This window comes from Mycobacterium heckeshornense (assembly GCF_016592155.1).
Classification (GTDB): Bacteria; Actinomycetota; Actinomycetes; order Mycobacteriales; family Mycobacteriaceae; genus Mycobacterium; species Mycobacterium heckeshornense.
This window is the reverse complement of the sequence record NZ_AP024237.1, coordinates 848,148-862,708: the sequence shown is the minus strand read 5'-3', so window position 1 is coordinate 862,708 and position 14,561 is coordinate 848,148. Positions and strand designations below refer to the sequence as shown.

Annotated in this window: 14 protein-coding genes; 2 read left to right on the top strand and 12 right to left on the bottom strand. The window is 64.3% G+C overall.

All coding sequences use genetic code 11. The features are described from left to right. From MHEC_RS04125 to MHEC_RS04110, 4 genes are read right to left on the bottom strand one after another with little or no spacing between them, the layout of a single operon-like run. Window positions 1-1,740 carry an FAD-binding protein gene (locus tag MHEC_RS04125; protein WP_048890137.1) on the bottom strand — a complete coding sequence of 580 codons (1,740 nt, stop codon included), beginning with the start codon at window positions 1,738-1,740 and terminating at the stop codon, window positions 1-3. Next, on the bottom strand, window positions 1,737-2,654 hold the full coding sequence (locus MHEC_RS04120) for a 3-carboxyethylcatechol 2,3-dioxygenase (protein WP_048890138.1): 918 nt from the start codon (window positions 2,652-2,654) through the stop codon (window positions 1,737-1,739). The genes MHEC_RS04125 and MHEC_RS04120 overlap by 4 nt, the downstream gene beginning before the upstream one ends. Further along, a complete protein-coding gene (locus MHEC_RS04115) occupies window positions 2,602-4,284 on the bottom strand; it encodes a bifunctional 3-(3-hydroxy-phenyl)propionate/3-hydroxycinnamic acid hydroxylase (RefSeq protein WP_048890139.1) in 1,683 nt (560 codons plus the stop codon). The genes MHEC_RS04120 and MHEC_RS04115 overlap by 53 nt, the downstream gene beginning before the upstream one ends. 3 nt (window positions 4,285-4,287) lie before the next feature. After that, a complete protein-coding gene (locus tag MHEC_RS04110; RefSeq protein WP_048890140.1) occupies window positions 4,288-5,151 on the bottom strand; it encodes an alpha/beta fold hydrolase in 864 nt (287 codons plus the stop codon). Between the two features lie 131 nt (window positions 5,152-5,282). On the opposite strand from MHEC_RS04110, the gene MHEC_RS04105 reads away from it, so the two are divergent. Together MHEC_RS04105 and MHEC_RS04100 are read left to right on the top strand one after the other, a co-directional pair. Further along, entirely contained in the window at window positions 5,283-5,978 is a 696-nt protein-coding gene (locus tag MHEC_RS04105; RefSeq protein ID WP_048890141.1) for an IclR family transcriptional regulator, read from the top strand. Window positions 5,979-5,999: 21 nt separating this feature from the next. Beyond that, the gene (locus tag MHEC_RS04100) at window positions 6,000-7,613 is read left to right on the top strand and encodes an FAD-dependent oxidoreductase (RefSeq protein WP_048890183.1); all 1,614 of its coding nucleotides are present in this window, start codon (window positions 6,000-6,002) and stop codon (window positions 7,611-7,613) included. 369 nt (window positions 7,614-7,982) lie between these two features. Here the strand turns inward: MHEC_RS04100 and MHEC_RS04095 are convergent, their stop codons facing one another. From MHEC_RS04095 to MHEC_RS04060, 8 genes are all read right to left on the bottom strand, one after another. After that, window positions 7,983-8,273, bottom strand: coding sequence for a cytochrome C oxidase subunit IV family protein (locus MHEC_RS04095; protein WP_048890142.1), 291 nt, complete (start codon window positions 8,271-8,273; stop codon window positions 7,983-7,985). A gap of 3 nt (window positions 8,274-8,276) precedes the next feature. After that, the gene (locus MHEC_RS04090) at window positions 8,277-8,876 is read right to left on the bottom strand and encodes a cytochrome c oxidase subunit 3 family protein (RefSeq protein WP_048890143.1); all 600 of its coding nucleotides are present in this window, start codon (window positions 8,874-8,876) and stop codon (window positions 8,277-8,279) included. Further along, on the bottom strand, window positions 8,873-9,712 hold the full coding sequence (locus MHEC_RS04085; RefSeq protein ID WP_372507385.1) for a hypothetical protein: 840 nt from the start codon (window positions 9,710-9,712) through the stop codon (window positions 8,873-8,875). Before MHEC_RS04085 ends, MHEC_RS04090 begins: the two co-directional genes overlap by 4 nt. Next, window positions 9,709-10,422 carry a hypothetical protein gene (locus MHEC_RS04080; protein WP_048890144.1) on the bottom strand — a complete coding sequence of 238 codons (714 nt, stop codon included), beginning with the start codon at window positions 10,420-10,422 and terminating at the stop codon, window positions 9,709-9,711. The genes MHEC_RS04085 and MHEC_RS04080 overlap by 4 nt, the downstream gene beginning before the upstream one ends. A gap of 149 nt (window positions 10,423-10,571) precedes the next feature. After that, window positions 10,572-11,462: an SDR family oxidoreductase gene (locus MHEC_RS04075; protein WP_048890185.1), complete on the bottom strand. Its 891-nt coding sequence runs from the start codon at window positions 11,460-11,462 to the stop codon at window positions 10,572-10,574. A gap of 83 nt (window positions 11,463-11,545) precedes the next feature. After that, window positions 11,546-12,139 (bottom strand): TetR/AcrR family transcriptional regulator, encoded by a 594-nt coding sequence (locus MHEC_RS04070; protein WP_048890186.1) that lies wholly within the window; start codon window positions 12,137-12,139, stop codon window positions 11,546-11,548. 101 nt (window positions 12,140-12,240) lie between these two features. Beyond that, window positions 12,241-13,143, bottom strand: coding sequence for a methylmalonyl Co-A mutase-associated GTPase MeaB (gene meaB / locus MHEC_RS04065; protein ID WP_048890145.1), 903 nt, complete (start codon window positions 13,141-13,143; stop codon window positions 12,241-12,243). 7 nt (window positions 13,144-13,150) lie between these two features. Further along, window positions 13,151-14,290, bottom strand: a complete 1,140-nt coding sequence (locus tag MHEC_RS04060; protein WP_201399420.1) for a thiolase family protein — start codon at window positions 14,288-14,290, stop codon at window positions 13,151-13,153. Window positions 14,291-14,561 lie beyond the last annotated feature (271 nt).

Here is a 14,561-nt window from a genome sequence, read left to right as displayed (position 1 = left end):
CTAACTCCTCCGTTGTGACGTCGATTCGATAGCGGCGGTCGTGGTTTCGCTGGCGATGTGCTTTGCCGCGACATAACCGAATGTCATTGCCGGACCGATGGTGGCACCAGCGCCGGCATAGCTACGGCCCATCACTGGCGCAGCCGTATTTCCCACTGCGTAAAGGCCTTTCACCACACTGTCGTCGCCGCGCAATACCCGGGCGTACTCGTCGGTGCGCAGACCGCCCGAGGTGCCGAGGTCGCCGAGAATGATCTGAAACGCGTAGTAGGGCGGCTTGGTCAGTGGGTACAGGTTGGGGTTGGGAAGGGTGGGGTCGCCGTAGTAGTTGTCGTAGGCCGAATCCCCGCGGTTGAAGTCGTCGTCATGGCCCCGGCGCGCCAGCTCGTTGAACCGCTCGGCGGTGCGCCGCAACGCCTCGGCGGGCACATCGATCTTGCCGGCGAGTTCCTCCCAGCTGTAGCCCTCATGGACAACCCCGGATTGCAGCCATGCTCTGGGCACCTTCCGGCCGGTGGGAACCGGTGCGAAAGGCACCTTCGGGATCGGGAGATGCCCGGCAATGACGTAACGGTGAAACGATCGGATGTCGGTGATCAGCCAGCACGGGATGTGGCTGACACCGGAGCGCTGGCCCTCGATCATGGCGTGCGCAAAGTCCATGTACGGCGCTGCTTCGTTCACGAATCGCTTGCCCATGCCGTTGACCACGAATTGCGAGGGCATCATGCGCTCGTTGAGCATGAATTGCAGGCGCCCGTCCGGCCACTGAATGGCCGGGAACCACCACGCCTCATCGAGTAGTTCGGTGGAGCCACCGACCTTCTCCCCTGCCCGGATCCCGTCACCAGTGGCGAGCGGGTTACCGAAACTCCAGTCCTTCTCCAACACAGGCAGATACCGCCTGCGCCACTGCAAGTCATGGTCGAAGCCTCCGGTGGCCAGGATGACCCCGCGGCGCGCACCGATCCGTTGCGCCGACCCGTTGCGCTCGACCACGGCGCCGATGACCGTGCCGACGCCGTCGGTGATCAGCTCCGTCATCGGAGCGTTCAGCCACAGTGGGATTCCGCGCTCCTTCAGCGCCAGCCGGAGCCGCGCTGCCAGCGACTGCCCAATTGCGGCCATCCGCTCGCCGAACAGTTTTGCTCTCGCCATCCGCCAAATCAGCTTCGCCAGAACCGCTTTGCCGCGCCAATTCTGGCGGATCTGATAGAAAAGACGAAGATCCTTGGGACCCAGCCAAATTCCTTTCGGCGCGAGGGCAAGCGGGGCCAGCAGGTGCTGCTCGTCGTCGCCCAGTGTGCGAAGGTCGATGGCCGGCACGTTGATCGTGCTGCCCAGCGCCGAACCTCCGGGTAGCTCTGGATAATAGTCGGCGTAGCCGGGCTTCCACACGAACTCCAACCACGGACTCGTTTGCTCCAGAAACTCCATCATCACCGGAGCAGCCTCGACATACTGCCGTAGGCGGGCGTCACTGACCAGGCCGCCGGTGATCTGGCGCAGGTATTCGAAAACATCATTCGGAGAAGGGCAATAGCCTTCTCGCCTCTGCGCCGGCGCGCCGGGCACCCAAATACCGCCGCCTGAGAGCGCGGTCGACCCTCCGAAATAAGAAGATTTTTCCACGATCAGGGTGTCAAGCCCCGATGCGTCGGCGGCCAGCGCGGCGGTCATCCCACCGCCGCCCGAACCGACCACGAGCACGTCGACGACATGATCGAACGGGTCAGTCATGCCCGCACCGCCGTTCGGACGGCGAAAGCGGCGATCAGCTCGGGCGCCGGACGGTAGTAGCGCAGCAGCGTCTTGTACGCACCCTGGGTGGCCAGCGCGGCGAAAGCGGCAACCCAGGTGCGGATTTCGTGCGCGGAGTTGCCGGCCTCGTGCGCGATCCACGAGTTCGACCAGGAATCGAGGTCAGCGAGGTGACCGTGATCGAGGATTTCCAACAATCGGTGATCCCATGCGGGGTTGAGGGGTTGCAGTTGGCTCTCACCGTGCGCGAAGTCGTGTGCCGCCGCCATGACAGCGACCTGCCGTGCCTGCCGCTGTTCGGAAGTCATGGGCCGGCCGTGCACAATGCGCTCCAGGGCGGATGGCGAGGCGGAGACCAACGTGGGCACCGGCGGATCATGCGACAGCCCACCGGATCCGACTACCAACACCCGGTTGGCCAATGTCGCCAGGTAGCCGCCCACGGCCTCCCCCAGCGCCCGGACACGCCTGATCGGGCCAAGCGGCGTCGCCACCGAGTTGATGAAGATCGGGATGACCGAAGGTTGGGCGGCGTCGCCGAATAATGCCTGCAACGGCTGGACCGCGCCGTGGTCGACCTGCATGCTGGCCGAGATCGCGACGTCGACTCCGGCGTCGAGAACAGCCTCCGCGCAAGCGGTTGCGATGTCGGCGGGCACGTTGAGCGGTCCGGCCTGAGTGCCGTAATCGCCGACGCCTTCTGCCGCTGTGCCGATGCAGAATGGCGGCATCAGCTTGTAGAAGAAACCGTTATAGTGATCCGGCGCGAAGATGACGACGAGCTCCGGGTCATACTCGCGCACAAACTTGCGGGCATCGGCCAGAGCCGAGTTGATGTCGTCAAGGAGATCCTGCGACGGTCCGGGAAGGTTCAGTAGCGGGCTGTGGGACATACAGCACAGAGCCAACGGCACCGTTGCCTCCTCCCTGAGTCAGATGGAGAACGTTGAACAGCGACGCGCTCACTTCAGGTGCACGTTGAGCGATGCAAGCGCCCGCGATGCACCGGTCGGGACGCAGGAACAACACCGATTCGACGTGGGCGTCAAACCATGACTTGAGCGCCCCGGTGCGGTCGCCGACGGTGACAACGTCGGGATCGTCGTGGCCGGTCCAATGCAGCTGGGTCATCGGCCGGACGACGACGAACCTGGCGCCCAACCCTTTCCAGCGTTCGAACACGTCGTTGCCAAGCAGCGCGCGGGGGTTGTTGCTCCAACACAGCACTGCGAACCACGGCCCGAGTACGTCGTCAAGCAAGACGTTCTCCGCGTCGCGGGTGTCGACGCGGGGCTGGACGAACAGCGTGCCCACCGGCGAGGTATCCGAGCGCGGCCGACTGTGAAAGACGGCGCCCTGCTCGTAGCGGGGCATCGGCTTGAACCTCATCTCGAGCACGTAGCGCTTCAAGCTGGGTACCACGGAGGCAGCCCGAATAATGTTGTCCCGCAGCGCCGCTACGCGGCGGTTCGTCGGTGAGATTACCCGCCCGACGAGGGTGGAGAGGTCGATCATCGCGCGGGCGTGCTTGCGGCGCTCCACGTCGTAGGTGTCCAGCAGCGCGTCGTCGGCCTGGCCGTTGACCACTGCGGCCAGCTTCCAGCCCAGGTTGGCAGAATCGCGGATACCGCTGTTGTAGCCCTGCCCCTGCCACACCGGCATGAGGTGCGCAGCATCGCCGGCCAGCAGCAACCGGCCGCTTCGGAAGGATCCCGCGATCCGGGAGTGGTGGGTGTACACCCGATGCCTGATCACCTCGGCGCGATCCGGATAGGGTATCCGCTGCGCCAGCATGCGTTTGACGAAAGCCGGGTCCTCGGCCTGCTCGTCGGACTCATCGCCGTGAATCATGAACTCGAAGCGCCGAATTCCGTGCGCAATTGAGATCGACACGTAGGGGCGTGCGGGGTCGGCGCTGACCTCGCTGTTGGGGTGGCCTAAGGGATCGTTGGCGACGTCGACGACCAGCCAGCGCGTTGGCGAGGTAGTGCCCTCGAATGACACGCCCATCAACTGCCGGGTGGTGCTGCGGCCGCCGTCGCAGCCAACCACATAACGGGTCCGCACCGTCGACGAGTCTCCGTTGCTGGAAAGCTCGACGGTCACGCCGTCGGCCGTTTGCAAGCAATCCTGCATCCGGTGGCGCCACATGACCTCGACGTGGTCGAAACGCTCGAGGCCGGTTAGCAATTCGGCGTCGACCATCGGCTGCACGAAGCCATTGCGCTTGGGCCAGCCGAATCGGGCGTCCGGTGGCGCCATCTCGGCGAGCAGCCTTCGTTTCGCGTCGAAGAATCGCAGAATCTGATTGGGCACCGTATGCGGCAGGATGCGGTCGACGAGGCCGATCGACTGGAAGGTACGCAGCGACTCGTCGTCGAGGCCGACACCGCGGGGGTAGTCGATGAGAGTATCGCGCTCCTCGACCACCAGCGTGTGTACCCCCTGCAGCCCAAGGATATTCGCGAGCGTCAGCCCGACCGGTCCGGCCCCGACGATAACGACGTCAGCATCCGTGGCCACGCTTCAGCGCCCCAACAAAAAGTCGATGTGCAATCGGTTGAATGTCTTGGCGTCTTCGTATTGCGGCCAATGTCCGCAACCGACCATCAGCTCGAAGCGGGCACCGGGAATCATCGACGCGATGCGGCGGCCCTCGCCGACGTCTGCCGTGGGGTCATCGCTGGTCCACAACACGAGAGTCGGCGCGGTAATCGCGCCGTACTCGGCAGGGCCCAACAGGTTGCGCGCCCTGATCTTCGGGTCCTGCAGGGCCATGATGTCGCGCATTGCGGCGACGAATCCCGGTTGGCGGTAGATCCGTTGCCGGCTGGCGACGAGATCGTCGTAACTCTTCGACTTGTCGGCCATCAGCCATGTGATGCGTGACTGGACCGTCTCCCACGTCGGGTTCTCCACCGCCGCCATCGACAAGGTGATGATCCGGTTCATCACCTCCGGATCGGCTTGAGAGCCGCCGGCGGTGTTGAGGACCAGTCGGTCGATCCTGTCGGGATGGTCGACGGCGGCGCGGGCGGCCACCCAGCCGCCGAGCGACTCACCGGACAAGTTGACCCGCTCGGCTCCGATGGCATCGAAGACCGCGACCAAGTGGTCGACGTAATGCCGGATCTCCAGCGGGTGGCCGGGCTTGTCGGTGTAGCCGTGGCCCAGCATGTCGATCGCCCACGTCGAGAAGTGCTCGGCGTGAGCCTCCAAGTTGCGGACATACGCCTCGGCGTGTCCACCCGAACCGTGCAGCAGCACGAGCACGGGCAAGTCCTGGTCACCGGCGTGCAGGTATCGGGTGCGCACCCCACCGGCGTCAAGGTAGCCCTGCGAGAACGTGACGCCCTGTAGGTCGCTCCAGATGCTCTCGTGTTCGGGCACTCGCCACCCTCTCTTGACGCGAAGAATTTGGTTCTCGTATGTTGTAAGCGTTCTGCTCATTTATCGCACACTAGTGTGCACTATAGTCAGAGCATTGCTCTCGTGGGTGCGTCTGTCAAGGAAGGGGTGCCATGGCAGAGGCCGCGGGCCGACCGAACGGTGCACCCGGGTCGCAAACACTGGCCAGGGGTCTGGCTGCGTTGCAGTTGGTGGCGTCTTCCCGCACGGGGCTGACCGTGCAACAGGTGGCCGACCACATCGGGGTGCACCGGACCATTGCGTATCGCCTGCTGACCACGCTTGCACAGTTCCGCTTGCTGGCTAAGGGCGAGGATGGCCGTTACCGGTCCGCTTCCGGCCTGGCGGTCCTCGGCGCGTCCTTCGACAACAACGTCCGGCAACTGAGCATGCCGATCCTGCGCGCGCTCGCCGACGATCTGGGAACTACCGTCTCGCTGCTGGTCGCCGAGGGCGATCAGCAGGTCGCGATAGCGGTAGTCGTGCCAAGCCACCTCTCCTATCAGCTGTCGTTTCACGAGGGCAGCCGCTATCCGCTGGATCGAGGCGCGGCCGGCATCGCCCTGCTCGCGAGCATGCCGGTCCGCCCCGGCGAGCGGGACCTGGTGCCGCAGACGCGACAACAGGGCTGGGTGCTCACTTACGGCGAGATCGAGCCGAACACCTACGGCCTGGCCGTGCCGGTTCGCCGGCGCCCGCCGTCGCCGCCGACCTGTATCAACCTCATCTCGCACCGAGAAGACGTGGTGATGCGGGGTAAGGACGCAGTCATCAAGGCTGCCAACGATTTATCGGCAATTCTTAGCTGAGTGTTCCGAAAGGATGCACACGTGACCGATTGGGATCGTGAGGTCGATGTCGCCGTACTCGGCTCCGGTGCTGCGGGCCTGACCGCGGCGTTGACGTCGTCCGTCAAGGGCGCCACCGTCGAGGTCTTCGAGAAGGCCGCGACTGTCGGTGGTACATCCGCGGTTTCGGGTGGGATCGTGTGGATTCCGGCACACGACCGGCTTCCGAGCCGCGAGCTCTCCGTTGCTGACGCGATGAAATACCTGCGGGCGCAGGCCCTCGGTGCGATGGATGACGGGCTCGTGGAAACCTTCGTCCGCACCGGCCCGGCAATGCTCGACTTCGTCGAGGCCCACACCGGACTGCGTTTCCACGTTGCCGAAGGATTTCCGGATTACAAGCCGGAATTGCCCGGCGGCCAGGCGACGGGCGGACGCTCGTTCAACGTTGCGCCCTTCGACCTTGCGCAGCTCGGTGAATGGCGTGACCGGATCACGTCGTTCCCTGCGGACTTCAGCAACGTTGGGATCGACGCCGAGACCCGCGCCCGCATCCACGCGTCGCGAGACGACCAACGCGGGGATTTGTGTGTCGCCGGAACGGCGCTCATTGCCGGATTACTCAAGGGGCTGCTCGACAGGGGGGTAGCGATCCACACACGTGCGCGCGCAGTAGAGCTGACGGCCGGAGCCAACGGAATCACCGGTGTTCAAATCGCGTTTCCCGATGCGACGAGACAGGTCCGCGCTCGCTGCGGAGTAATCTTGGCCTGCGGCGGTTTCGAGTGGGATCGTTCGTTGGTCAACGCGTTTCTGCGCGGGCCCATGCATGGCCCCGTCTCACCGCCATACAACACGGGCGATGGGCTGCGGATGGCCATGGCCCACGGCGCCGACCTGGCCAACATGGGAGAGGCGTGGTGGGTGCCGATCGTGCAAATCCCGGGCGACACCTTCGGTGGGCGTCCCCGTAGCCGCAGTGTTCGCCTCGAACGGACCCGCCCGCGCAGCATCATCGTTAACCGCGCTGGCCGCCGATTCGTCAACGAGGCAGGCGAATACAATTCGATGGCCGGAGCATTCCATTACCTTGACCCGCGCGGTGGCTATGTCAACGATCCGGCGTGGATCGTATTCGACGCAATGCATTTGAAGCGTTACGGGTTCCTGGGTGTTGCGCCCGGTGAGCCAGTGCCCGACTGGTTCTGCGCGTCGGCCGACCTTGCCGAGCTGGCCGCCAAGACGGGTATCGACGCCGACGGGCTCGCCCGCACGGTCGACAACTGGAACCGCAACGTCGCGTCCGGCTCCGATCCTGAGTTCGGACGTGGCTCAAGCGCATACGATGGCTACTGGGGCGACGAACACGCGACCACACTGACTGGCAAGACCTTGGGCCCGATCGACACGCCGCCTTTTTACGCGGTCCCAGTAAGCGTGGGCGCGATGGGAACCAAGGGCGGCCCGCGTACCGACCGTGACGGCCGGGTCCTGCATGTTCGCGGCACGGTCATACCAGGGCTCTATGCCGCAGGCAACGCGATGGCGGGTGTCACCGGCAAGGCCTACGGCGGTGCTGGCGGAACTCTCGGACCGGCCATGGTTTTCGGGTATCGTGCTGGCCATGCCGCGGCCACCGGCGAGTCGCTGGGCTAAGCGCTATCCGCTCCACAGGACACGGACCGGATCAGTTCCGTCCCAACCGTTTGCGGCATCGCGCACCAGCTTGGCCATGGCCACGGGGTTGCGTCAGTCGACTCCATGAGTTCGAACACCGTCGCCTGGCCGCCTGCGGGTTCGAAATAGGCGAACCGGGTGCCCTCGTCCTGGCCGCCGGACCACACCACCGGCCAGCCGGCCACCTCGGCTTTTCGCAGTGTGTTGTCGAAAACATCGGTCCACCAAGCAAATTTGCGGAAACCTTCGTGGCCGCCAGACAAAACTGGGCATGTCGTCCGCCCGGTGAATGACCTCGAATTGCAGGTCAGCCGAGTTGGCGAACGCGCATGGATCGTGGGCCGTGGGTCATCGGACGGCCATACCCACAAAGTAGCTGCCGAGTAAGCACACAGCCATCAGCACGACCCAGCCATCGGTGAGGCGACACAATAAGACAGGAGCGTGCCGGACTTCCATGAACTCGCGGAAGACGATGCGGACCTTGATGAGCGCCATCACGATCGCGCTGGTGGTAACCACGGCGTTTGTCCGCAGTGCCTGAGCGGGATCGACGGAGCCCAGCCATAGATAGGCCAGCGTGATCGCCGAAAGGAGCAGCCACGCTAGTAGCAATCTTTTCTTAAATCCGGTGTTCACTGATCACCTCACGACGTACAGCAATGCGAAGATGACGATCCACAGGAAGTCGACGGTGTGCCAGTAGGTGGCACCGGTTTCGACGAGCTCCTGCGATCGCCGGGCCGGACTGCGGAGCTGATAGACGACGACACCTAGCGCAATGAAGCCGATCAATAGGTGCAGGAAGTGGATCCCGGTCAGAAAGAAATAGTGCTGGAAGAACTCGTCGGTGGAGAACCCGAAACCTCGATGGATATATCTGACCCACTCGGAGACCTTTGAAACGAGGAACGCGAATCCAAAGACCATGGTGGCCATGGTATTAGCCAACGCGGCACGCAGCGCCCCACTGCGGGATGCCTGGACGCATCGAGCCATGGACCACGAACTCATCAGCAGGACGAGGGTTTCGAAAACGCCGATGCGCAGATCCAGCTGCGCTTGGGATCTGAGGTAAAGTTCGGGGTTCTGGGTACGAAAGATCATGTAGACGACGAAGTAACTCGTGAAGACCAGCGCCTCGAATAAAACGAAGGCCCACATGTCGGGTTGTCCAGGCACAAACTTGGCAGATTTCTCTGCCTCGTGTGGTCGAGAGCTGCTTCCCGTAAACTGCGTCATGACGCCCCCTTCGCCAAAACCGATGCGCCACCTTCCCTAGTCGGCGCCAGGTCTGGCAGGGGGCCGGTACTGAAGTCTTCGCGCTGGATCAGTCGCCTGAGCAGGAAGATGAAAACGCCTGTGTAAAAACCGAACACGACCATGTCGATCCACCAGGCGATCAGGCCATTCCAGGCGAAGACTCCTCTCTTGAAGAGCCAAGCAGGTGACACGACTACTTCGGTGAGTGCATTGCAGAGGTTGAGGTAGCCGAACCACTTTGGAAATACCCGATTCTTGTCAATCAGGATCGCAAGCATCCACACCAAGGAGCCGATGAGGAACACTCCCATAGTCCCCACGAATGACAAGAACGCGAAATCGTAGAGCCAACTGATGAGCTGGGGATCGCGATCGGGCCGCATGGCTCCGACGGTCAGCGCGATACACATCAATAACATCCCGGGTATCGCGCTCAGCGAATACAGGACGAGGTACGAGTATCCGAAGGCACGACTCACCGACATCCGCCGCATTGAATAGGCGATGAGCGCGTTGGTTGGCGCCGTCATGCCCGTAATGAGGAACATGATGCCGAACCCGATGAGGATTCCGTAACGGTTGTGGTTGAACCACTGCACAACCCGTGGGGTATCCCAGGCCGGACTCGGCGGTGGCTGGGTGCGGCTGAGCACGAAAAATGCCACCGCGAACAAGTTGTAAAAGACGATAGTTGTCCACCACGCGAACCACAGTTCGCGCTTGGGATTGTGGCGACAGTGCCAGGCGAGCCGGCGAAGCGGCGAGCCCGCAGTCGGCTCAAGGCCAGCCACCGTCGCTGTCTTCGCGGCACTCACACGACGACCTCATCGTCGATCCTTTGTCGCTGGATCGCTTGGCCGATAACAACTCCCATCACGGCAATCCAGACGGCGATGGCGATGTTCTTAACCCAGAACGGCAAGAGGCCGTTCCAACTCATTGGCCCGCCCAGTGCCAGTCCGGTGAAAGCCGCGGGTGCCAGTGCAACCGAGACAAGGAGATTGAAATGTGCCACCCATGGCTTAAATACCTTGTGGTCCTGGCGATCCCAATAGATCGCCAGGGCAAGCAGCACGCATTGCATGATCAAGTAGGGCACCTGAATGGTGAAGGTGAGCCAGGCGAGATCGTTGAACAGCTGGGTTAGCTCGGGAGGTCGTTCGGGGCGGAAGGCGGCGAGGAGCCAGAAAAGATTGGCGATGAGAAAGATCGCCGGCCCACCGGCGGCGCAGGCCAGCATGCTGTAGGACAATATCGGCGTGCGATGGGCCATCCGGCGGATCTGGATTACGAGCAGCATCACGATCGGGATCAGACCCACGCAGAACCAATTGAACAAGATCATGCTGTAGCGAATCCGCGACAGGTTCGCCGGGTCACGGTAGAAGGCGGCGACCTGCTCTGCCGACATCGTCGGCGACATCGGATGGACGAATCCTGGGAACAAGAAAAACGCAGAGATCCAGATGAGTGCCACTGCGGGCAAGGTCCAAAACAGGATCAGCTCACCATCGGTTCGTCGCATGGTCTCGAATCCTCACCACGACACACGCAATCAATAGCGCGCTGCTTGCCGATCGGCTACCCCTCAAGCTAGCCGATCGGCTAGCAGCGGTCAAGGGTGCACGGCTTCCGGGGCGGACGCGACATCACGGGCGGCGCCGATGTATGTACCTATTGCTTCGACGCCTCGATCAAATCCGGGGACACGCTACTTCCGCCGCCAATACCGAGATCGACTGTCCCGCTGTGAAGTGCGGCGACGACTCCGCCGTCGACGAGAAGATCGGTGCCGGTGATGAAGCCGGCCGATGGCCCGAGGAGAAATTCGGTGGCGGCAGCGATGTCGTCGGGTGTGCCGATGCGCCGCAGGCCTGCCTTGTCGACCATGGCCTGCATCAAGGTGCCAGATTCGCCGCTCAATTCCAGTCTTCCCATCGCGGTCGAGATGATGCCCGGGCTGATGCAGTTGATCCGGGCACCACGCTCGGCCCACGCAGCTGCCGCAGCTGCGACCCGGATTTGGTTGGCCCGCTTGGCAAACGGATATGCCAGGCGACTGTCTGTGATCGACGTGCAAACGTCGAGGTCCAGCAGCTCGTCGGTGGGCGTGTTGGCCAGTTGACGCTCCAGCTCAGAATCCAATGCGGGGTACATGTGGGCCGCCATGCTGGCGATCACGACACCGGCACCTCCCGGTGCAATGACCGCGCCGAATTCGTCGAGAACCAGTGCCACTCCGAGCAGATCGACCGCCAGAATCGCCTGAGCGGATGCCTGCTGCGGCGACAGCCCGGCGGTATGAACCACAGCCGCGACCCGTCCGCTCCGCTCGGCCAGCTCGGCCAGCGCGCCGACGGAGCTGCGGCAGGTGACATCAACGTCGCGGGTCACCACCCGGTGACCCTCACCGCTCAGGGCCTCGGCAGCGGTGTCCAAGCATGCTCTGTCGATGTCAGCCAACACGATGACCCGGCCAGCGCCGACGCGGCGGGCAATGCACAGCCCCATTCCACCTGATCCGATAACGACCAGAACCTCGTCGTCGCGTCGTCGCGATGTCATCTGTTCTCCCTCGTACAGCGGGGTGGCCGTGCGGCGACAGCACACTAGCCGATCGTCTACTACTCGACAACCGCGCAGTGCGGTCAGGAGCGGCTTGCACGGTTCAGGTTCATGAATCGCCTGGTAAGACGAAGCAATTGAGCGCGCAGCTTTTCGTCGTCGATGCCCGCCACCAAGGGGTGCATGACGCCGACAGCGATGGCACCCGAGAGCATCGCCGCCGACACTCGCGCGTCGTCGCCGGCGTCGCCCACCAGCACGCCGTAGAGACGTTGGATAAACCGCTGGAAGGGTTCGTGCTCGGCAAGCAGTCGGACGATGACGGGATCGAACTGCAGGGTGCTCATCGCGCCGCGGCGTTGCACGGCCAGATCGATTACCCGGTCCAGCAGCAGCTCGCGGGCGCGCGGCTGGCTTTCCTCGGCTTCCGCGGCCTCCAGTGTCTCCTCCAATCCCGCGAGTTCGCGCTCGGTGAGCGCGATGACAATCTCCTCCTTGGTCTTGAACTGGTGGTAGACCGCCGCTTTCGTGACACCGATCTCGTCGGCGATCATTTGCAGCGACGTCCCGCCCACTCCGTTTTCGGCGATCAGTTTCAGCGCGGCGTCGAGGATGCGTGTCTGTGCGGCACTGCGCGTGATGTCGCGGAATCGGCTTGCGGCCGCGCTGGACGCCATGCCCCTGAGGCTAGCCGATTGGCTACCGGCCTGACCGTAGCCAGGATTGCATCGAACGCTGGCTGCATCGCCTCGCGCCGGCAGCGCGACCAGATGCAAAATCACCCGTCTAGCGGCGTGGCGAGGGGATTTTGGGTCCGCTCGCCCACTCTGATCAGCCGCTCGGCTGCGGTGTACGGATCGTCGCGCCCGTCGGCGACCGACTCGGCCAACCGGTCAAGATCGCGGTGGCTGCGCAGCCAGGTTTGGGCCAGCGAGAGAATCTGTGCACGCGCCCGGGCCACCCGGCGTTCCCGGCTATCGGCGCGGTGGTGAGCGTCGATGGCCTCCGCCAACTCGGACACGCCCTCACCACGGGCGGCAACGAGCGTCAGGATGGGTACCTTGGTTTCCGCGCGCAGGTCGCGAATGGTCTGGTTGGCGCCGTCGCGGTCGGCCTTGTTGACGACCACAATGTCGGCGACTTCGAGCAACCCGGCTTTGGCGGCCTGCACCGCGTCGCCCGCGCCCGGGTTGAGGATGACGACGGTCGGATCGGCCACGGCGGCGATCTCGACCTCCGACTGGCCCACGCCTACGGTCTCCAGCAGGATCACGTCATAACCCAGGGCGCCCAGCAGCCGGATGGCCGCAGGTACGGCCGCGGCCAGACCGCCCAGGTGGCCGCGGGTTGCCAGCGAACGGATCAACACCTGAGAGTCGTTGATATGCCTGGTCATCCGGATCCGGTCGCCCAGCAGCGCGCCGCCACTGAACGGCGAGGAGGGGTCGACGGCCAGCACGGCCACTCGCAGCTCCCGCTGCCGGTAGGCCCCGACGAGCGCGGCGATCGTCGTGGACTTGCCTGCGCCCGGCGGTCCGGTGACCCCGATGACGCGCACCGACGACGGCCCGATGCTGGCCAGCACCTCGTCGCGCCGCTCGCCTTCGATCAGGCTGAGCAACCGGCCAGCGGCGCGCGGAGATCCGTTGCGCGCGGCGGCGATCAGCTCGGCGACGTTCATCTAGACATCATGGCGACGGGACCTCGATGACGGTTGCGGAACCCATTCCGCCGCCCGCACACATTGCCGCCACCCCGATGCCGCCGCCGCGACGGCGCAGTTCGTGCACCAGGGTGACCAGCATCCGTGCTCCGGTCGCGGCTACCGGATGCCCCAGCGAGCAGCCGCTGCCGTTGACGTTGACGCGGTCCGGGTCGATTTCGAGCAGCTTGACGGTGGCCACACACATCGACGCGAACGCCTCGTTGATTTCGAACAGGTCCACATCGGAGAGCGAAAGCTTAGCGCGGGCAAGGGCTTTCGGGATCGCCTCGACCGGCGCCAGGCCAGTGTCCGCAGGGTCGACCCCTACCGAGGCCCAGGCCCGCACGGTAGCCAGCGCGGGCAGACCCAGCCGGTCGCTGGCGATCGTCAGCACGGCAGCACCGTCGTTGGCGCCGCAGGCATTGCCCGCCGTGATCGAGAAGCCCTCAATTTCCGGATGCAGCGGCTTGAGCGCGGCCAGCTTTTCCATGCTGGTGTCCCGGCGCGGATGCTCGTCGACCGAGAAAAGCCCATGCGGGGTCTCGATGGGAACGATCTCTTCCTTGAAGCGGCCCTCGTCGATCGCGGCGATCGCGTTGCGATGCGACCGTAGCGCCCAGGCGTCCATCTCCTCGCGGCTGATTCCGGCTTTGACTGCGGCGTTCCAGCCGACGGTGATCGACATGTCGAGGTTCGGCGCGTCGGGCCGGTCGGGGTGGGTGGGCGGGAACCAGTCGACCCACTCGCCGTCCACCTGGATCCGCGACCGCGGTGAGGTGGACGCGGAGTTCACGCCGCCGGCGATAATCAGTTGGTCCATGCCGGCGCGAATGCTGGCCGCGGCGCTCTGTACCGCCGCCTGACCGGCCGCGCAATGCCGGTTGTTGGCCAGCCCCGGCACAGAGGTCAGGCCCGTCGTGATGGCGGCGTGACGGGCCAGCACACCGCCGCCGTAGAGACCCTCGCCCAGGATCACGTCGTCGACTTGTGCCGGGTCCAGGCCGGCGGCGGCTTCCGAGACCACGTGATGCGCCAACTCATAGGCGGTGGTGTCGCGCAGCGTTCCTTTTCCGGCCGTACCGATGGGGGTGCGCAGGGCGGACACGATGACGGCTTCAGGCACGGCAGTCTCCATTCGCAGCGATATGAGAACATTATTCTCTCAATAGGAGAGTACGGATTGCAACAACGGCGGCCGGTCGGCGGTGCCGCCGGACATGGCCAGGCCATGGTTTGCCGCCTGCACGCCGCGGGGCGACGGTGTTCCGTCGCTCGTCCGGCCGATGCCAACGGCACGAAGTCGGCGGAGTGGGCCCGATGCCGCCCCCAGGCCAGCGTGACGCTAGCGTCACGCTGGCCGCCCGGCGTGACTGCACCGTCACGCTCGTGGGGGT

What these genes read in the sequence shown, in the direction of transcription:
- MHEC_RS04125 (WP_048890137.1), bottom strand. Translation starts at nt 1,740, where the DNA reads ATGACTGACCCGTTCGATCATGTCGTCGACGTGCTCGTGGTCGGTTCG.
- meaB (WP_048890145.1), bottom strand. Translation starts at nt 13,143, where the DNA reads ATGAACGTCGCCGAGCTGATCGCCGCCGCGCGCAACGGATCTCCGCGC.
- MHEC_RS04090 (WP_048890143.1), bottom strand. Translation starts at nt 8,876, where the DNA reads ATGACGCAGTTTACGGGAAGCAGCTCTCGACCACACGAGGCAGAGAAA.
- MHEC_RS04075 (WP_048890185.1), bottom strand. Translation starts at nt 11,462, where the DNA reads ATGACATCGCGACGACGCGACGACGAGGTTCTGGTCGTTATCGGATCA.
- MHEC_RS04080 (WP_048890144.1), bottom strand. Translation starts at nt 10,422, where the DNA reads ATGCGACGAACCGATGGTGAGCTGATCCTGTTTTGGACCTTGCCCGCA.
- MHEC_RS04120 (WP_048890138.1), bottom strand. Translation starts at nt 2,654, where the DNA reads ATGTCCCACAGCCCGCTACTGAACCTTCCCGGACCGTCGCAGGATCTC.
- MHEC_RS04105 (WP_048890141.1), top strand. Translation starts at nt 5,283, where the DNA reads ATGGCAGAGGCCGCGGGCCGACCGAACGGTGCACCCGGGTCGCAAACA.
- MHEC_RS04070 (WP_048890186.1), bottom strand. Translation starts at nt 12,139, where the DNA reads ATGGCGTCCAGCGCGGCCGCAAGCCGATTCCGCGACATCACGCGCAGT.